This window comes from Candidatus Amarolinea dominans, assembly GCF_016704685.1.
GTDB lineage: Bacteria > Chloroflexota > Anaerolineae > SSC4 > Amarolineaceae > Amarolinea > Amarolinea dominans.
This window is the reverse complement of sequence record NZ_JADIZS010000026.1, coordinates 1-18422: the sequence shown is the minus strand read 5'-3', so window position 1 is coordinate 18422 and position 18422 is coordinate 1. Positions and strand designations below refer to the sequence as shown.

Annotated in this window: 19 protein-coding genes and 1 pseudogene; 11 read left to right on the top strand and 9 right to left on the bottom strand. The window is 61.8% G+C overall.

From position 1 onward, the window contains the following. Positions 1-873, bottom strand: coding sequence for a carboxylating nicotinate-nucleotide diphosphorylase (gene nadC, locus IPF85_RS17535; protein ID WP_343409356.1), 873 nt, complete (start codon positions 871-873; stop codon positions 1-3). A 242-nt stretch (positions 874-1115) separates the two neighbouring features. On the opposite strand from nadC, the gene IPF85_RS17530 reads away from it, so the two are divergent. Together IPF85_RS17530 and IPF85_RS17525 are read left to right on the top strand one after the other, a co-directional pair. Beyond that, the gene (locus IPF85_RS17530) at positions 1116-1601 is read left to right on the top strand and encodes a PaaI family thioesterase (protein WP_343409355.1); all 486 of its coding nucleotides are present in this window, start codon (positions 1116-1118) and stop codon (positions 1599-1601) included. Between the two features lie 66 nt (positions 1602-1667). Further along, positions 1668-1979 (top strand): hypothetical protein, encoded by a 312-nt coding sequence (locus tag IPF85_RS17525; RefSeq protein ID WP_343409354.1) that lies wholly within the window; start codon positions 1668-1670, stop codon positions 1977-1979. Positions 1980-2122: 143 nt separating this feature from the next. On the opposite strand, the gene IPF85_RS17520 is transcribed toward IPF85_RS17525, so the two are convergent. Then, positions 2123-4078, bottom strand: a complete 1956-nt coding sequence (locus tag IPF85_RS17520) for a M28 family peptidase (RefSeq protein ID WP_343409353.1) — start codon at positions 4076-4078, stop codon at positions 2123-2125. 361 nt (positions 4079-4439) lie between these two features. Between IPF85_RS17520 and IPF85_RS17515 the strand changes: the two genes are divergently transcribed. Beyond that, positions 4440-4604, top strand: a complete 165-nt coding sequence (locus IPF85_RS17515; protein WP_343409352.1) for a hypothetical protein — start codon at positions 4440-4442, stop codon at positions 4602-4604. A gap of 120 nt (positions 4605-4724) precedes the next feature. On the opposite strand, the pseudogene IPF85_RS17510 reads toward IPF85_RS17515, so the two are convergent. The 4 genes and pseudogenes from IPF85_RS17510 to IPF85_RS17495 form a co-directional block, all read right to left on the bottom strand. After that, positions 4725-4853 (bottom strand): annotated as a pseudogene (locus IPF85_RS17510) (DNA adenine methylase); the annotation flags it as partial. 47 nt (positions 4854-4900) lie between these two features. Beyond that, entirely contained in the window at positions 4901-5362 is a 462-nt protein-coding gene (locus tag IPF85_RS17505; RefSeq protein ID WP_343409351.1) for a YqhA family protein, read from the bottom strand. A gap of 38 nt (positions 5363-5400) precedes the next feature. Beyond that, positions 5401-5976, bottom strand: coding sequence for a hypothetical protein (locus IPF85_RS17500; protein WP_343409350.1), 576 nt, complete (start codon positions 5974-5976; stop codon positions 5401-5403). Next, a complete protein-coding gene (locus IPF85_RS17495) occupies positions 5973-7385 on the bottom strand; it encodes an endo-1,4-beta-xylanase (RefSeq protein WP_343409349.1) in 1413 nt (470 codons plus the stop codon). Before IPF85_RS17495 ends, IPF85_RS17500 begins: the two co-directional genes overlap by 4 nt. 421 nt (positions 7386-7806) lie before the next feature. Here IPF85_RS17495 and IPF85_RS17490 point away from each other — a divergent pair, with 421 nt between their 5' ends. From IPF85_RS17490 to thyX, 7 genes are all read left to right on the top strand, one after another. Continuing rightward, positions 7807-8256, top strand: a complete 450-nt coding sequence (locus IPF85_RS17490) for a phosphopantetheine adenylyltransferase (RefSeq protein WP_343409348.1) — start codon at positions 7807-7809, stop codon at positions 8254-8256. 25 nt (positions 8257-8281) lie between these two features. After that, the gene (locus tag IPF85_RS17485) at positions 8282-9022 is read left to right on the top strand and encodes a queuosine precursor transporter (protein ID WP_343409347.1); all 741 of its coding nucleotides are present in this window, start codon (positions 8282-8284) and stop codon (positions 9020-9022) included. Between the two features lie 13 nt (positions 9023-9035). Continuing rightward, entirely contained in the window at positions 9036-10010 is a 975-nt protein-coding gene (gene era, locus IPF85_RS17480) for a GTPase Era (RefSeq protein WP_343409346.1), read from the top strand. Between the two features lie 31 nt (positions 10011-10041). Continuing rightward, a complete protein-coding gene (locus IPF85_RS17475) occupies positions 10042-10932 on the top strand; it encodes a glycerophosphodiester phosphodiesterase (protein WP_343409345.1) in 891 nt (296 codons plus the stop codon). A 280-nt stretch (positions 10933-11212) separates the two neighbouring features. Beyond that, positions 11213-11854, top strand: a complete 642-nt coding sequence (locus IPF85_RS17470) for a CBS domain-containing protein (RefSeq protein WP_343409344.1) — start codon at positions 11213-11215, stop codon at positions 11852-11854. Between the two features lie 71 nt (positions 11855-11925). Continuing rightward, the gene (locus tag IPF85_RS17465; protein WP_343409343.1) at positions 11926-12390 is read left to right on the top strand and encodes a hypothetical protein; all 465 of its coding nucleotides are present in this window, start codon (positions 11926-11928) and stop codon (positions 12388-12390) included. Beyond that, on the top strand, positions 12387-12929 hold the full coding sequence (gene thyX / locus IPF85_RS17460) for an FAD-dependent thymidylate synthase (RefSeq protein WP_343409342.1): 543 nt from the start codon (positions 12387-12389) through the stop codon (positions 12927-12929). Before IPF85_RS17465 ends, thyX begins: the two co-directional genes overlap by 4 nt. Before the next feature lie 292 nt (positions 12930-13221). Here the strand turns inward: thyX and IPF85_RS17455 are convergent, their stop codons facing one another. The 3 genes from IPF85_RS17455 to ftsY form a co-directional block, all read right to left on the bottom strand. Beyond that, a complete protein-coding gene (locus IPF85_RS17455; RefSeq protein WP_343409341.1) occupies positions 13222-14583 on the bottom strand; it encodes a bifunctional riboflavin kinase/FAD synthetase in 1362 nt (453 codons plus the stop codon). A gap of 3 nt (positions 14584-14586) precedes the next feature. Beyond that, a protein-coding gene (prfB, locus tag IPF85_RS17450; protein ID WP_343409418.1) for a peptide chain release factor 2 occupies positions 14587-15691 on the bottom strand; the annotation gives its coding sequence in 2 pieces (ribosomal slippage) (positions 14587-15624 and positions 15626-15691; 1104 coding nt in all). A gap of 45 nt (positions 15692-15736) precedes the next feature. Next, complete coding sequence (ftsY, locus tag IPF85_RS17445) at positions 15737-16687, bottom strand: signal recognition particle-docking protein FtsY (RefSeq protein WP_343409340.1); 951 nt, start codon at positions 16685-16687, stop codon at positions 15737-15739. Positions 16688-17102: 415 nt separating this feature from the next. Between ftsY and IPF85_RS17440 the strand changes: the two genes are divergently transcribed. After that, positions 17103-18401 (top strand): ATP-binding protein, encoded by a 1299-nt coding sequence (locus tag IPF85_RS17440; RefSeq protein ID WP_343409339.1) that lies wholly within the window; start codon positions 17103-17105, stop codon positions 18399-18401. The last annotated feature ends 21 nt before the right edge of the window (positions 18402-18422 follow it).

The following is an 18422-nucleotide window of genomic DNA, read 5'->3' as shown; positions in this document are numbered from 1 at the left end:
TCATGTGCTATCCCTCAAATCCAGGCTAATATCGAGCGCCTTGACCGAATGGGTCAGCGCGCCGATCGAGATGTAATCTACGCCGGTCGCGGCAATGGCCGTCACCGTGTTCAGATTCACGTTGCCCGAGGCTTCCAGCGGGATGCGGCCGGCCGTCATTTGCACCGCGACGGCCATCTGCTCCGGCGGCATGTTATCCAGCAGAATGCGGTCCACCGGCTGCTGCAACGCCTCGGCCAGTTGCGCCAGCGTGGTCACCTCCACCTCGATGGGCCGCTGGCGCGCATCGCCCTGGCGCACGCGCTGCACGGCCGCGGTCAGGCTGCCCACGGCCGCGATGTGGTTATCCTTGATCATCGCCATATCGTACAGGCCAAAACGGTGATTCTGCCCGCCGCCCAGGCGCACCGCCCATTTGTCCAGCACGCGCAGCCCCGGCGCGGTCTTGCGTGTGTCGAGGATGACCGCGCGCGTGCCCTGCACGGCATCCACATAGCGCCGCGTGGCCGTGGCAATGCCCGACATGCGCTGCAAGAAGTTCAAGGCCACGCGCTCGCCGGTGAGAATGGCGCGACCGTCGCCGCGGATCGTCGCAATCACCTGGCGCACCGCCACGCGCTCGCCATCGGCAACCAGGGGCGTCACCTGCACCTGGTCGCTCACCTGCGCGAAGACCTGGATCACCACGGCCAGGCCGGCCACCACGCCCGCCTCCTTGGCGATGAAATCTCCGTCCACCAGTGCATTTTCAGGCACGGTGAGCAGCGATGTCACATCGCCGTCGCCCACATCCTCGGCCAGGCCGCGGGAGACGATCTGCGCGATCCCTGCCTGCGCCGCGTCCGTGGTGAAATCAAACGGTTCCAACTTCATGATCGCTCTCTCTCCTTGATTTCAGCCCTCATCTCAGCCCCCATTTCGCCCCCTGGCTGCTGGTCAGTTTACCACCGTTCGCCCCGCAATGCCAAGTCACGCGCCCCAACGTGATTGGCGCAGTCGCGTCCATCAGGGTAAAATAGTGTTTGGGATTATCCCGAACTGGATGATGAAGATATTCGTCAGGCGCTCGTTTATGCCGCGACTCATCTCGAGGATCGTATAGTTAAGTTTGCACGATGAAGGAACCGATTTTGAGACGAGCTTTTCAAGATTTTTACCCCAATCACACCAGTTACTGTTACGGCTGCGGCCGGCTGAATGAAACCGGCTTGCAGATCAAGAGCTACTGGGAGGGCGATGAAACGGTCTGCACGTTTCAGCCGCGACCGGAGCACACGGCCGTGCCCGGATACGTCTATGGCGGCCTGTTAGCGTCGCTGGTGGACTGCCACGCCACCGGCACCGCGGCCGCCGCGGCCTACCGCGCGGCCGGGCGCGAAATGGATACCGAGCCGCCCTTCCGCTATGTCACCGGCTCGCTGCACGTGGATTACCTGCGCCCCACGCCCCTGGCCGGCCCGTTGACCCTGCGCGCCCAGGTCAAAGAGATCAAAGGCCGCAAGACCATCGTCAGCGTTCAACTCTACGCAGCCGGCCAACTGTGCGTACGCGGCGAAGTCGTCGCCGTCCAGATGCCGGATGACATGGCGAACACAAAATAGGACACCCTCATGACGGCGTCAACGACTATACACCCGACCAAATCCTCGCAGCCTGTGGATGAGCGAATGACATTCCGCTATCTACGGCCTCCTTATCTGTGGGATCACAATATCACGTACGAAGAATTTCAGGGCATTCTCAACGGCACGTTGGAGATTGGGCGCCTGAACCGTGATTGGGCCGCTCTACGTTTGATCGAGTATGCCCCGTATGATGAGATGATTCATTTACTTGGCTACAAGGCGATCGTCGAAGGATGGCCGCGGTGGCGTTCACGGGTGCGCATGCTGGAAGTTCAGCGCGGACTCGATTTCCTGACCGATTGGATTTCTCTGAAACATCCAGACCTACTCAATGACAAACCATCGCTTGACTAGTCAGAAAATTGCGAGTCGCGAATTTTACCTGACGCAACTCTATCCTCTGCAAGACGAAGTGCTTCAGCTGGTTGCCAGGCAACAGACCGGCTTTTACCTGACTGGCGGTACGGCTTAGTATTTCTTGATCCCAGTGTTTTTGTTCAGGCGGCCATCTGCCACACGATCAGCGGCAGGAATTGACGCGGGGGCAGTGTGGGCGGGGTTTCTGTGGGCGTTGGCGTGGCCTCGCCCGGCGTGGGTGTGTCGGTTGGCGTTGGCGTGGGTGTAGCCTCGCCCGGCGTGGGCGTGACTGTGGGCGTCGGTGAGGCGTCACCCGGCGTGGGTGTGGGCGTTGGTGTGCCGTCGTCCGGCGTCGGCGTATCTGTCGGCGTGGGCGTGCCATCGTCCGGCGTGGGCGTTTCCGTGGGCGTCGGTGAGGCGTCATCCGGCGTGGGTGTACCGGTCGGCGTGGGCGTGTCCACCGGCGTTTCGGTTGGCATGGGCGTTGGCGTCTCGGTCGGCGTCGGAATATCGGTCGGCGTGGGCGACGGGGTAGGCGTGGGCGTTGCGGTCGGCGTGGCTGTGGCCGTGGGCGTCAGGGTCGGCGTTGGCGTAGGCACGCAGGCGAACAGCGCCGCATCATCCAGGTAGTTCCGGGTCAGATTGCCGCTGCCGTTGTTGTAGACGTTGAAATAGAGCACCAACGTGCGGTTGCGATACGCGGTCAGGTCGAAGGTCTTCTCCTGCCATTGATCGTTGCCCACGGCCGAACTGCGTTCGATGGTGGCTACCAGGCCGTAGCTGGTGTTGAGCAGCAGCACTTCGCGGTAATCGGCTGCTTCACCGCCGCCGGGCCGCTGCCAAAAGTGCAGGAAAACGCCCGTAGGCCAGGCTGGAATGACCACGGTTTGATAGGCGGAGGAGTGCGCGGTGGCGTTGGCCGTGCCGGGCGCAATGCCCAGGCGCAGCGCGCGCGCGCCGCTGTGTACCGGCGATGTCACATAGCCGGCCGGCCGCGCAGTCGAGCCGAACGCCCAGCCGCTGCTGCCCTCGAAATCGCCGTTGACCAGCAGATTCGTACAGCCGCCGGGGATGGGCGTCGCGGTCGGCGTGCTGGTGCGCGTGGCGGTCGGCGTCGGCGTACTGGTGCGCGTCGGTGTATGGGTGGCGGTCGGCGTGCTGGTGCGCGTCGGCGTATTCGTAGCGGTCGGTGTGCTGGTGCGCGTGGCCGTGGGCGTCGGCGTAGGGCCGCTGACGATGCCGGCCAATTCGGCCAGTGAGGCCAGCGTCGTGCGTGCGTAGCGCAGCACGTAATCCAGATCAACCCGGCTCAGCGTATCGCCGCTGTTGTGATACCACGGGTTGCGGTCCCGCGGGCGGCTGTCGTCGAAGAAGTTCTCGATCGCCAGGTACGCAGCGTAGCCCTTGTCCCAGAACGAGGCGTGATCCGAGAAACGGCTGGCGCTGCTCGTTTTCAGCTCCACCGTCAGGCCCTGGCCGTAGCGGCTGTTGGCCGAGATGAACGCGTTGGCCAGGCCGATCGAACTGCTGCCGGCGCCGCTGTGCAGCTCGATCACGCGGTCATCGTTGCCATCGTAACCGATCATATCGAGATCAATGTAGCCCATCACCTGGCTGCCGGCGTTGCGCAGCGCCGCGGCGTAGACCTGGCTGCCCCAATGCCCCTGTTCCTCGCCCGAAAAGTGGACGAAGCGAATCGTGTCGCTGAACTGCTGGCCGCGCAGGAGGTTGGCCAATACGAGCGTGGATGCCGTGCCCGAACCGTTGTCGTCCGCGCCCGGCGCCGTGGTGTAGGGAATCTCGGAGATGCTGTCGAAATGCCCGCCCACCAGCCACAGGCGCTCAGGATGAGTCACGCCGCGGATGTCGGCAATGACATTGCGGCCGCTGTAGGAGCTGTAGGTCCAACTGGCGTAGCTGGCCGGCAGCCCCATCTGCTGGTAGGCCTGCAGGAGATAGGCTTCCGCGTCGCGGATACGGCTGGCCAAGGTGTAGCGCGTGGTCAACGTCACGCTGCTGCCGCCGATGACGACAGGGCGCACGCCGCTCAGGTCTGCGATGCGGTCCGACAGGGCCGCGGCGCTGAGTTGGTTCAACAGCGCGACGATGACCGGGTCGGTGCTGGCGGGCGGGGCGAGGGCAGACCCGCGCCGGTCTCTGCGAAGAACGGGCTGCTGGCAACAAGGACGATCGCCACCCCCTGCGCCGGCAGCGTTTCGACGAAGGCCTGTTCAGCGGTAGACGGCACGGCCACCAGCAGATCGAACGCATCCTGGTAGAGGATGTGGCCGAACTGGCCGGCCAGGACGCGGCGTCTGGCGCCTGCGCATCCACCAGGTAGTAGACCTGACCGCCGGTGTCGGCCGCCAGGAGTTCGAAGGCCAGGCCCGCGGTCTGCAAGGCGGCCGCGGCCGCGGCGGGGCCGCTGGCGAGAAAGGCGCCGTCAGCCAGCCGGGTGTGCAGCACCAGCCCGGCTGCGGCCAGTTCGGCCTGGCGCGCTGGCGGGGTCCCGATGCGGAACAACTGCGGACCGAGCACGCCATCCAGGCGGCGGTTGGCGGCCTGCGCCGGCGCTTGCGGCAGCCAGAGCGCGGCCAGGAAGATCACGGCCAGGGCGGCTGACAGTCTCCGCGTCGAAGATGTTGAGCATTTCATCCGAAAGTCCTCCTGTCGCCTGCTTGCATCAATGGCCAGACCTGGCTCGCTGCGCCGACTCCACGGCCATTGTCGCCCATTATCTCATCAGTATGTCAGCAGCAGCCGATCCGCCACCATCTCCCCTTCCAGCGTTTGCCCGTTCATCTGAAATCGCCTGAGCATCGAAGGCCCGCAATTGACGAACACCTCGCGCTCGAACAGGGTATCTGGTATTTGTTGCGAGGTTTCTTGAATTCGTCTGTTGCAGTTCGATATCGTCACTAATCCTTGCCGCTGGCGCCCACGTTCGTCAAGGCAATCAGGACGGCCGACACGACGGCAACGGCGAGACCAAAGAAGAGGGTGTCGCTGGGATTTTCCCACTTGACCAGGCGTTCGACGAATTTGACCACGATGACCAGCACGATGACGCCGCTCAGCTTCGCTTTCAGCTCTTGCAGGTTATGCGCCAGCATCCAGCCCGGCACCTTCAGCCCGCCGATGAACAGTTCATACAGGCTGAAGGCAAAGACGAAGAGCGCCGTGGTGATCAAGAAACTGTCCACCACCTCGATGAGGGCGATGGGAATCTTGGCGTCCTGCGCGCCGCTGTTGATGATGAGCATGATGGTGGTCAACGATTTGAGTGACGCCCAGCCCAGGGCCGCCATCGCCGCCAGCAGCAGGGCGACCACTCCAACCAGGTTTACGTAGCGCACGCTTTGCAGTAGTTTAGCCAGCATATTGATGTACCTCGATACGGCTATTATACTAAATTTGTCTATCCGCGGTAAAAATCTATCCACTCGAAATGAAAGCTGCGGTAGTCCCTGGCCCAGAAATCGGGCGAAAGCTCCAGTTCGAAGGCGCCGTTTTCCAGGGGAATCTGAGCCGCGGCCGCCGTGTCGGTCACCAGGCGCAGCGGCAGCCAGAAGCGGCTGGCGTCCGTCAGCGTTTCTTCGGTCGCCGGCGCGCTGAGCAGGCTGCGCTGCTGCCTGACGATGGGCTGGCCCACGCTCGCCACCGCCGCGGTGATGATCGTGTCGCCGTAGGTCAGGCGAAATTGTTCCAAACCCGCCAGGTGCAGGCGAATGACCAGGCGCGGAGGCCGCGCACCCGGCCCCATCTCAACGTCCGCCTCGCCAATACCGCCCTGGCTGACCACCTCCAACACGGTTTGCGTGGGCGTCTGCGTCACTGCAATCTGCGCATCGGGCCGGCTCGGCGTGGCTGTCACGACCGCTGGCGCCGGCGACGCCTGGCAGGCAGTCAAAACCCAGGGCAGCGCCAGCCAGAGCACAGGCCCCACCATGAGAGCCGCCGCTTTCACCCATCTTGTCAACATCTCGCCTGTCATCTCCCCCATTCCTGGCGGCCCAAAGCCCCTGATTGCGCCGGCCCGCTGACGGTCGGCAGGTACAGGCTGTGTACCGGGGACGATTCCAGCAGCAAGGGAGCAGGCCCCACCGCGAGCTGGCGCTGTCCGCTCAGGCTCATGTGGGCGCCCGCCAGGGAACGCAGCGCCTGCACCTGCCACGCCGCGGGCAAGTCGAACACGATCGTTTCGGTTGGATGCCAGACGATGTACGCCTGACCGCGAGTTGGATGATCGAAGGTGAGGATCCAGACGCCGGCCTCATCCACGCGCAGTTCGCTCAGTTGTGCGCCCAGCAGCCAGCCGCTCAGCTCCCGGTAGGCCACGCCGGCCGCGGTCAAGGTCGTGTTGTCGGCCGCGGTCAATTCGATGTTGGTCGCTGTGTGGTTGTCCCAGGCATAGAAATAGAACCGGCTGACGCCACCCGTCCAGTTGAGCAGATAAGCACGCGCCAGGTAGGCCGCGCCCGTCTCATCGCTCAGCGTCTTGGGGCCGGGCACCGCGGGCCGCAGATAACCGCCCTCGCTGTTCCACAGCGGCTTGTCCGCCTGACCACGCTGCGTCAGGACGACCCGGACGCTCGGAATATACCAGGTCGCCAGCGCCTCCGGGGCTTCGGCCAGGTAGAAATGGTAACCGATCACGTCGGCATAGTCACCGCCGCCCAGCGACAGGTAGTAATCGAGATAATTGACATTGTAGGGGCTGGGGCTGAGCACCTGGTTGTCTGGATCGCTCGTCTTCAAAATGAAGTAGGCCTGGCGTGCCAGGTCAACCAGTTTCTCGGCGCTGCCCGAAAAGAACGCCGTGTCGTTTGGCTCATTCCAAACCTCCCAATAGCGAATTTTGCCCTGGTAACGGGTCGCAACCGCGCGTACCCAATCCTGCCAGTACTGATCGAGCGCCGGCTCCGCGGCCTGGCCGGGGCCATACGCGCTCGGCTCAGCCGGCCGGGCGCTGGCCCAACGCGGCGTGCGCCCCAGGTTCATGATGACATCGGCGCCGTTGGCTCGCGCCCGGCTGACATGGGCATCCAGCGCATCCCAGTTGAAAACCCCCTTGGCCGGGGCGATGTCAGCCCACTGTGCGCCGGCGTCCCAGATGCGCACCGCGCCCAGGCCGCCGTTCACTTTCGGCCAGGCAATGTCCGGCCGCTGAATGTGCATACCAAAAAAGGCGGGCGATAGCGGCCCCGCCGGCCAAATCGGCAGCGCCTGGCGGCCGGCGATCCTTGTTTCCCCGGTCGGCACGTCAGCGCCCGCAGCGCTGGCGGTCATCGTTGGCGCTTGCCGGGCAGTTTCGGAAGTCTGCAGGCGAGGAGAGACGTTGGCTGCAGCCGTAAGAATGAGGAGCAGAGCGCAGAATTGGGACAAATTTCTGAGTTCGAGCAAGTTGGTGATCGTCTCCTAACCCGGGCATGCCGGAACCAAACAGAGAGACAGGAACCGCGAAGACGCCAAGAGCGCCAAGAAAAAAACTTCGCGACCTTCGCGTCTTGGCGGTCTAACCCTCGCTGCCTGTACAAAAATTCAACTCATAAGATCCAAATAACATGTTGACAGTATAACACAGCCGCCCGCCGCGCAACCCTAACAGGTTGCTGACAAAATGTCCATCGAGCCGTTCTGCCCCTTCAGTAAGTAGTCAAATCTCGTGAGTCGCAATTGTCATTTGCATCTAAATCGAGTAAAATCTCCGCACTTACGCCTGGATTCGCCCCTGGCAGCGAGCAGACCGCTTATGCCGCATCCCGGTGTCAGGTTGTGTGAACGGATGGCCGGCTGCAGGGCTGAAAGTGAGGTGAACTAACAGATGCGAGTGGTACTCGGCGGGACTTTCTCTCCGCTGCATGACGGCCACCGGGCACTGCTGCGCTACGCAACCAGTCAGGCCACCGAATTAGTCATTGGCGTCACGGTCAACAGCATGGTGCAGGGCAAACAGCACCCCATTGCTCCTTTCGCCGAGCGGGTCGAGGGTGTTTTGGACTTTGTGCGTACCCTGACTCCCGATCTCCCGGTGACGATTGCCCCCCTGCATGACACGTACGGGCACACCGTGAGTGAGGATTATGACCTGCTTGTCGTCTCGCCAGAGACACTGGTCGGCGCTCAACGCATCAACATCAAACGCCGCGAGGCAGGCAAGCCCCCGCTGCGCATCGCTGAGATTGCCTGGGTGTTGGCCGAAGACGGCCATCCCATCAGCAGCACACGCATCTGGGCGGGGGAAATTGATGAATATGGACACCTGGTCAGCTAGGGACAGATCGGCATAGGATGTTGGCATGACTTTTGCACGGACGTATCGTTTCTTGGACCTGGTCATGGTGCTCTTTGTCACCGTTTTGCTGACCAGCAACATCGCTTCTTCAGCCAAAATCGTAGATTGGGGCGTTTCCCTGCCGGCGTGGCTGGGCGGGTTGCCGTTGGCCTTCGATGCCGGCACGCTGCTCTTCCCCATTTCCTATATCTTCGGCGACGTGCTCACCGAAGTCTATGGCTACCAGCGCTCCCGGCGTGTGATCTGGGTGGGCTTCGGCGCCGCGGCGTTGCTGAGTGCCACCCTGTGGCTGGTGAGCCGTATGCCCGGCGAAGCACTTTGGCAGCAGAGCGTGGGCCAGGGCGCGTACGATGCCATCCTCGGCGGCGTGAGCAGCGGAGGGATCATTGTGGCCAGCCTGCTCGCTTATTTTGCCGGCGAATTCTCTAACTCCTACACCCTGGCGCGCCTGAAGGTGCTGACTCACGGGCGCTGGCTGTGGCTACGCACGATTGGCTCCACGTTGATCGGCGAAGGCGTTGACTCGCTGCTCTTCGTGGCCATCGCCTGCCTGGCCGGAGTCTTTCCCTGGGCCATCGCACTGACCCTGGTGGTCACTAACTATCTTTTCAAGGTGGGCATCGAGGTGCTCTTCACGCCGTTGACCTACCAAATCGTCAGCCTGCTCAAGCGCCTGGAAAACGAGGACTATTACGACATCAACACCAATTTCAACCCATTTCATCTCGAAGCACAGGCTGGATGATGGGACGTAACCTGTGAGCCAGAATCAAAGCGACGCCGACAAGCAACCGTTGCCCGTGGAAACAGCCGGGCATGACCACAGCAGCGCGGCGCCTGAACACCGCGCCGGGTTTGTAGCGATCATTGGTCGCCCCAATGTGGGTAAATCAACGCTGCTCAATGCCATTTTGGGCCAGAAGATCGCCATTACCGCGCCCAAGCCGCAGACCACCCGCAGCCGTTTGCTGGGTATTCTGACGCTGGCCGAGGCCCAGATCGTCTTCGTGGATACCCCTGGCATTCATCGCCCACGCCACAAGCTGGGCGAATACATGGTGCAGCAGGCGGTCATGGCGCTGCCCGACGCCGACGTGATTCTGTGGATTGTGGATATCGCAGAGCCGCCCTTTGCCGAGGATGAACAGATTGCACTCCTCCTGGCCCAAAAAGCCGCCGGCCGCCCCGTGGTGATCGGCTGCAACAAGGTTGACCTGGTCAATGCGTCTACGCTGGCTGAACGCCAGGCTGTGTTCAGTGCCCTGGTCGCACCTACGGCGCTAGTGACGTTGGCGGCCGCCAGGGGCCAGGGCATAGATGACTTGATTGCCGTGCTGCGGCCTTTGCTGCCGCTCAGCCCACCCTACTACCCGGCCGATCAGGTGACCGACGTGCAGGAGCGTTTCATTGCCGCGGAGTTAGTACGCGAAGCGGTGATTCATCATCTGCGCGAGGAAGTGCCGCATGCCGTCGCGGTCGTGGTGGATGAGTTCAAGACGCGCGGGCCGGAGATGACCTACATCGCGGCCACCGTCTACGTGGAGCGCGAGTCGCAGAAGGGCATCGTACTCGGCCTGGGCGGGCGCATGTTGAAACAGATCGGCCAACAGGCTCGTGTGGGTATCGAAGAGATGCTTGAGACCAAGGTCTATTTGGAGTTGTGGGTCAAGGTCGTTCCGCACTGGCGCCGCGATCTGACCTATCTGCGCCGCTTTGGTTACGCCGCCGAGTAAAGTGAAGAGGTGAAGAGGGGAAGAGGTGAACATGAAGCGTATCATCGGCCGCATCGCCTTGACGTTGCTCGTGGTAGTGGTTTTCTTCGCCATCTATCGCCTGCTCACAATCAAGCCGCGGCCCTACAAAGCCTATTTGCAGACCTCGCGGCCCCTGGTGATGGCCCATCAAGGTGGCGCCGACCTGGCGCCCAGCAATACGATGGTCGCGTTTCGCAACGCCGCGCAGATGGGCGTTGACGTGCTGGAGTTGGACGTACACACCAGCAAAGATGGCGTGGTGGTCGTCATTCACGATGCAACCGTAGATCGCACCACCAACGGCTACGGGCATGTGCATGACTTCACCCTGCCTGAACTGCAAGCCCTGGACGCCGGCTATCAGTTCAGCACCGACAACGGCCAAACCTACCCCTTCCGCGGTCAGGGTGTTGTCATCCCCACGCTGCAGGAGGTACTGGCGGCCTTTCCCGCGCTGCGCATCAACATCGAAATCAAACAGGCTGATCCGCCCATGGAGCAGGCCGTGGCGGACCTCATTCAGCAGACCGGCGCGCAGGAGCGAGTGCTGGTGGTGGCCAGCAACAACGACGTGATCGAACGCTTCCGGGCGCTGCGGCCGGCCGTGGCGACAGGCGCCTCCGAGAGCGAAGTGCGCGGCTTTTTCTACGCGCAAACCGTGCGTGTCTCGGCCTTCTATCGCCCCACGGCCGACGCTTTGCAGGTGCCAGAGTATTTTGGTAACATCCAGGTGCTTTCGCCGCACTTCGTGCAGGCCGCGCACGCGCGGGAGGTGGCTGTTCATGCCTGGACCATCAACGATGCCGGGACCATGCGCCGCCTGATTGACATGGGTGTGGATGGCATCATCACCGACCGGCCCGACCTGGCGCTGGAGGTGTTGGGACGCAAGGCCCCCTAGCTAAGGGTTCGTAAAAGGTAAGCGTTCAGGCCCTCACCCCCCGGCCCCCTCCCCTTGCAGCCCCCCCAACCCCCCCCCCCCCCCCCCCCCCCCCCCCCGGGGGGGAGAGCCCCCCGGGGCGGCCCCCCCCCCCCCCCCTCTCCCGACGACAGCAGTTCCGTCGTCGGGAGAGGGGGTAGGGGGTGAGGGTCTGAACCCTAAAGTCGTTTTTTGTGGGTCGCACCTCTGGTGTGGCGACGCATTTTCTACAGTTGGACACCAACGTACGAAGGAGGATACCATGTTAGTCGGCGAGCGCATGACCAAGAACCCCGTCGTGATCACCCGTGAAACAGGCGTTGATGATGCCCTGCGTCTGATGCGTGACAGGAACGTCCGTCGCCTGCCCATTGTGGACAGCAACGGCAGCCTGATAGGTATTGTCTCAGATAAGGACCTCTACCTGGCCTCTCCCTCACCGGCCACGTCGCTGGACATTTTTGAATTGCGCTATCTTCTCTCCCGTTTGAATGTCGAGAAGATCATGTCCACCCCGGTCATCACCGTCACCCCCAAGACGCCACTGGAAGAGGCGGCCCGTATCATGGCCGACAAGAAGATCGGTGGCCTGCCGGTGATCGAAGGAAACAGCCTGGTTGGCATCATCACCGAATCGGACCTCTTCAAGATTTTTGTGGAATTATTGGGCGCGCGCAAGCCCGGCGTGCGCGTCACCGTGGTTGTGCCCGACGTCAAGGGTGAGTTGGCCACGCTGACCTCGGCCATTGCCGTCAGGGGCGGTAACATCATGGCCCTCGCCACGTTGGAGGGCATCAAGCCCGGCACCTTCGAGGTGATGATGAAAACCGACCTGGACATGGCCACGGTGCGAGACACCCTGGAACGCTTGAGCGGCGAGATCATTGACATTCGGGAAGCGTAGACGTGCGCCCCAGGCTTCCGAAGTCCCGCAGACTTCGGAAGTCTTCATAAAGAGCGAGGACGGATTTCGACATGCGCGTGACATTACTGGCGGCGACCCAGGTGAACCCCGATTTGTTGACACAGGATTTGGCTGCGAGCGATGTGCGTTACCTGGTGGCGCAAGGGACGCAGGCTTTTGGGTTGGCCCTGATCGAATATGCGGGCCGCGTCTGCTATCGTTCCACCGACAAGATGGGCACGGCGCCGGGCTTCATCAGCGCCCGCGTCCGTGAAGGGCACGAGGACATCATCGAACATCTGCAGATGGTTTTCGAGGCCTGGGAGGTGCCGGATGCGGAAATTCTGCGTGCCTACCAAGTGGCTCACGGCCTGCGTTTCACGCGGCGCCCGCAGTCGGTCATCCTCAGCATGAACGCACGCACGCTGCGCGACATCATCAAGCATTCTGATTCCGAGCTGGCTCGCCAGCTCTTGATCCTGGCCGCGCAGACGTGGCCCATGTTGTACGCCGACCTGGCAGGAGAGAAAGCATGAGAGTGCTGTTGCTCGGCAGCCTGGCGCCTGCTTCCCTCTCGGCCGAGGAGCTACAGCAGCACGGCGCGGCCACCTTCTTGCTCGATGGCATCTCGCGCGCGGCCAGTCACCAGTTGGTGCGTCATCGGCTCGCCTCTTTCAGCCAGGAAAGCCAGCGCTACGTAGACCTGAGCAAAATTGCGCAGCCGGGCATCGAACTGACCGTGACCCCGCCCGCCATTGCGCAGAATCCAGAAACACGCGTCCGCTTCGAACAGGCCATGCACGACCTGGAACGTGCCTACGGCGAATTGCGCGCCCTGGGCATTCGCAAGGAAGATAGCCGCTTCCTGCTGCCCAACGCGTCCGTCACACGCATCGTCGTCACGATGGATTTCAGCGCCTGGCGTCACTTCTGCTGGCTGCGCTGCGACAAAGCCGCACAGTGGGAAATTCGGCAGGTGGCCGAGGAAATCCTGCGCACTCTCCACCGGCTGGCGCCGGCCGTGTTCCAGGACCTGGTGGACTACTTCTTGCCGGGGGAGCCGCTGCCGGCATAGGATAGCTGATAACCTTTGGCTCCATCTCAGACAGGATTTACATGATGAACAGGATTGTTGCCCTGCGGTGTGCGAAACGATGGACACGGAGAGCCAAGCATTTCGTGAATTTGTAAACGCAGTGAAATCATATCGCAAGCGCCGCGAGCAAAGCCCGTTTGGGCCTTCGGTCGCGGCGCTTTTTTCTGTCCACAGACAACACTGCGCTTACCACAAATCTGCAAGATCGCTAATCTGGCGTTGCACAAAAACATTGTGATTCATAAGACGTTTGGTCTGCCTCCTCGCTGGGTCACGTATCGAACAACACCGTTGCCTGCCAGCCATCGTCCGTCTGGCTGACGCTGAGGTCGTGATAGGTCACGGCTTTGATGGGTGACCGATCGCTGCGGCCGCGGATGCCGGCCACGGTGGCGGTCAGACGCGCCGGCTCCGCGCCGGCCGGCGGGGTGAGCGCCTCGATGCTGAACTGCGTGTACAGTTCGCCCTCGGTTTCCATCAAATAGAGCAATTCCTGCAGCCATCTCACCAGCAGCATCTCCAGATCTGCGCCTTCGACCTGTACCTGCCGCGTGACCTGCGGTGGCGCGGCGAAGGGCGTCTGGATGAGGCGGAAAAGGGTCTCGCCGGCGTGGGCAAAGAGCGTGGGCAGGTCGCGGCCAAAGATGCGCACCGCCCAATCGGCCGTGTGCTCCAGTTCTTCGTAAATGAGCGAATGCCCGGCATCTTCGGCCGCAAAGGTCAGAAGCGCGCGTGCCTGCGCCGCGTCCACGCGAATCTGGGCGATCAGGGCCTCGATGCCGTCGAAGCGCTGTTCGGGCCGCAGGCGCTGCACGAATTCCAACGCGAACGACTGACCGTACAGATCACCGCTGAAATCCAGGATGTGCGCTTCGATGGAACGGCCCTGCCCGCTGAAGGTGGGGCGCACGCCGATGTTGGTCACCGCGGCGCGGCGTTCCCAGGGCAGCACCACCCACGTCGCATAGACGCCGTTGGCCGGCAGCAGGCGATTGGCCGCGACCGCCAGGTTGGCCGTGGGGAAGCCAATCGTGGCCCCGCGCTGATCGCCCTTGACCACCACTCCGGTCAGGGTGTAGGGGTGGCCCAACAGGCGGGCGGCCGTGCGCACGTCGCCGCTCTCGATCAGGCTGCGAATTGCCCCGCTGCGCACCTCATGACCATCTTGCCAGAACGTGGATGCCACCTGCACCGTGAATCCGAGGCGTGCCCCGATCTCTTGCAAGAACGACACCGTGCCCTGACGCTTGTGTCCCAGGGCAAAGTCCGGTCCCACCCACAGTTCGCGCACGTGCAGACGATTGACCAACAGCGTGGCAAATTCGGTCGCTGTCACCTGCGCGGTCGCGCGGCTGAATGGCTGCACGACGACGAAGTCCAGGCCCAGCGCCTCCAGCAGCGCCAGGCGCTCGTCCAACGTGGAGAGGCTGGGCGAGGGTTGGTCAGGCCGCAGCACCTCGCGCGGGTGCGGATCGAAGGTCAGGATGCCGGCCTGCGCGCCGGCCAGGTGCGCGGCGGCCAGCATCTGCTGCAGCAGGGCCTGATGACCGGCATGAACCCCGTCGAAGTTGCCGATACTCAGGTAGGTGGGCGCAGTTAGTTGCGTCTGATAGAGATCGCGGTAGCGTTGCATGGCCTATTCTTCGTCGCCCACCTGTTGACGCAGCCAGGCGTCAATGAACGCGTCAATTTCGCCATCCAGCACGGCCTGGGTATTGCTGGTTTCAAGGCCAGTGCGCTCATCTTTGACCATTTGATAGGGATGAAGAACGTAGGAGCGTATGCGGCTGCCGAAGCCGGCATGTACCAGGTCGCCTTTTATTTCTACCCGCTCGGCCTCGTTCTTCTGCCGTTCGATTTCATACAGCTTGCCGCGCAGCACGCGCATCGCGGACTCACGATTCTGCAATTGGCTGCGTTCATTCTGGCACGTCACCACCAGGCCGCTGGTCAGGTGCGTGATGCGCACGGCCGTCGAGTTCTTCTGCACATTCTGCCCGCCGGCGCCGCCGGAGAGGAAGAAGTCCATGCGAATGTCGCTCGGGGCGATCTTGATCTCGATGTCGTCGTCCAGAATGGGCATCACTTCGACTTTGGCAAACGACGTGTGGCGCCGGGCCGAGCCGTCGAACGGGCTGATGCGCACCAGGCGATGATTGCCCTTTTCGGCCTTCAGATAGCCATACGCATGCTCCCCCATCACCTCCACATAAACGCTCTTGATGCCCGCGGTGTCGCCTTGCGTCTGATCGGTGATGGTGGCCTTGTACCCGCGGCGCTCGGCCCAGCGCAGATACATGCGCAGCATCATGCTGGCCCAATCCTGCGCCTCGGTGCCGCCTTCGCCCGCGTGGATCGCCAGAATGGCATCGTTGCGATCATGTTTGCCCGACAAGGCCAGTTGGAAGATGCGCTCCTCCAGCACCTTTTGCAGCCGATCCAGCTCAGACACCAGCTCAGCGCCGGTGTCTTCATCCTCCTCAGCCTGCGCCATTTCCAGCATGATGCGCGCGTCCCGCACCTCATGGCGCAGGGCTGTCCAACTCTCAACCTGCTGGCGCAGATCGGACAGTTCACGCATCTGCTTTTGCGCGGCCAGGCCATCGTTCCAGAAATCCGACGCCTGCGATTGTTGTTCGAATTCTACAACCTTCTTGGACTTCTCATCTAAGTCAAAGACGCCTCCAGATTGACTCGAAGCGGGCGTCGAGTTTGTCCAGGCGCAGTGTGAGATCTTGCATCATAAGTTTTTCCTCGTTTCTTTGCGCTCAGTTTTTTCTATCGTCTTACTTCTCGAACAGGCCGGCCACAAAGGCCTCGGCGCTGAACTCGGCCAGATCGGTGATCTTTTCCCCGGTGCCGACGAAGCGCACCGGCAGCGCCAGCTCCTCGCCGATGGCAAAGACCACGCCGCCCTTGGCCGTGCCATCCAGTTTGGTCAGGACGACGCCGGTCAACTGCGTGGCTTCCTTGAAGTGCTTGGCCTGCGGAATTGCATTCTGGCCCGTGTTGGCGTCCAGCACCAGCAGCACCTCGTGCGGCGCCTTATGCACGCGGGTTGCGCAGACATTGCGCACCTTTTCTAATTCCTTCATCAGGTTATACTTGGTGTGCAGACGCCCGGCCGTGTCAATCAACAGCACATCCGCGCGGCGCGTCTCCTGGCAGGCGCGGATGGCGTCATACACCACCGCGCCTGGATCCGCACCCGACCCCTGGCTGATCACTTCGACGCCGGCGCGTTCGCCCCAAATGACCAGTTGCTCGATCGCGGCCGCACGGAACGTATCGGCGGCCGCGATCACCACCTTGTAGCCGGCCTGTTTGTACAGCCGGGCCAACTTGCCGATAGTGGTCGTCTTGCCGGAGCCGTTGACGCCCACGACCATGATGATGGTCAGCAGGCGTTCCATGTCATCTTTGGGCGGGCGGTGCTCATCGAGTAACCGAATCAGCTCCTGCTCAAAGATCGCCTGCGCGTCAGAGGCGCGTTTGACGCCGAGCGCCTGCACGCGTTTGCGCATACGCTCCACCAGCTTGGCCGACGTTTCACCGCCCACATCGGCCTGGATGAGCAGCGTCTCCAGGTCATCCCAGGTTTCGTCGGTCAGCTCATTGGCCTGGAACAGGCCCCCGATCTGGCTAAAGAGGCCGCGCCGGGTCTTGGTCAGGCTCTCCTGCACCTTCTCCTGCTCGGCCTGGCGATCTTCCGGCCGCTTGAATAAACGTGACAGCACTGCTTGCTCCTTCGCGATCTCATCTTGACCCACAGGGCCAATCCCGTCGCCGGCGGCCCTTGATTTCCAAGAGAAAGATTATACCGCAAGCCGTGAGTTTACCCAAGCACAGGCCAGCGGGCGTTGTGAGCGTATGACTGGTACTCGAAGTGCATCGGCGACCCGACTATCGAGCGCGCGCAGCGAGCTTTGCGCATACTTCTGTCGGATGAGTCGCGCGGGCAACACTTGAGCCTGAAATTCGGGCTTGCCAATATTATGTATGTAGAGTAAACTAGGGCTATTCGTGATTTTTTCACAAAATTATCGCTTTGGGAACGAGAATTAAATAAGTGTCCGAACATAGCCATTCCGTGGGTTGTTAAACCAGACAATTAAAAAATTCTCGTTCCTTAACCAAAGGACTAGGGCTACAATGCTTGTCGAGTTCAGCGTAGGAAACTTCCGCTCCTTCCGGGATATTGTCACGCTCAGCATGTTAGCGGCCAACCTGAGCGCCAAGGACAAGACTCTGGATGAGAACACCGTGTTCGAGACGGAGGGGGAGCCTCGTCTGCTCACCAGCGCCGCAGTCTACGGGGCTAACGCCAGCGGCAAAAGCAACCTGGTGCGGGCGATCAGCTTCATGCGCGAGTTTGTGCTCAATTCGCCCAAGGAGACTCAACCTACCGGCGCGATCAACGCTGAGCCTTTCCGGCTGAGCGCTGAGACGATCGCGCAGCCATCTCACTTCGAGATGGTGTTCATCGCGGGAGGCAGACGCTACCGCTATGGCTTCATGGCCACGTCCCAGCGGGTCGAAAAGGAGTGGCTATTCCACGTGCCGCGCAGCCGGGAAGCCCGCTTGTTCGAACGGATGGGAGATGACGTCCAATTGGGCGAGGGCTTCAAGGAAGGTCGGGACTTAATGAGCAAGACCCGACCCAATGCCCTCTTCCTCTCCATTGTGGCCCAGTTCAACGGCAAAGTAGCCCAGAAAGTTCTCGATTGGTTTTTTCGTCTGGGGATTGCTTCTGGCCTTGAGGATACGGGCATGCGCATGTTTACCCAGCAAAAATTGTTCGATGGCGAGATGCGTGACGAGATCGTTCAGTTTGTGCGCCGATTGGACCTCGGCATCCACGATCTGAAAGTAGAGCATGTGCCAACCCGTATAGATTCTTTGCCTGAGAGTATGCCTGAAGGATTGAAGACAGCCTTTCGATCCCTCATGGAACACACCGGTACGAAGATTGAGGACGTGGCGATTCACACGGTTCATCCCCAGTACGACCGGGATGGTCATCTTGTGGCGCAAGAGATTTTCAACTTGGATGAGCAGGAATCTGAAGGCACGCAGAAGCTTTTCGCCCTGGCTGGTCCGCTCACGCATACGCTGAAAGAGGGGCGGGTCTTAGTCGTGGATGAGTTGGATGCCCGACTTCATCCTCTTCTCACGCGCGAAATCGTTGGGCTTTTCAACGCCAGAGAGACTAATCCCTGCCACGCGCAACTGATTTTCACCACTCAGGATACCGGCCTGCTTGACAACCGTTTCCTCCGCCGCGACCAAATCTGGTTCACCGAAAAGGACCGCTACGGCGCGACGCACCTGTACTCGCTTGCCGAGTTCAGGGTGCGGAACGATGCGTCCTTCGGACGTGACTACGTGCGCGGTCGCTACGGCGCCATCCCCTTCCTGGGCGATCTGAGACAGATCGTAGAGGCAACCTGATGGCGAAACGTCGTGCGTCAG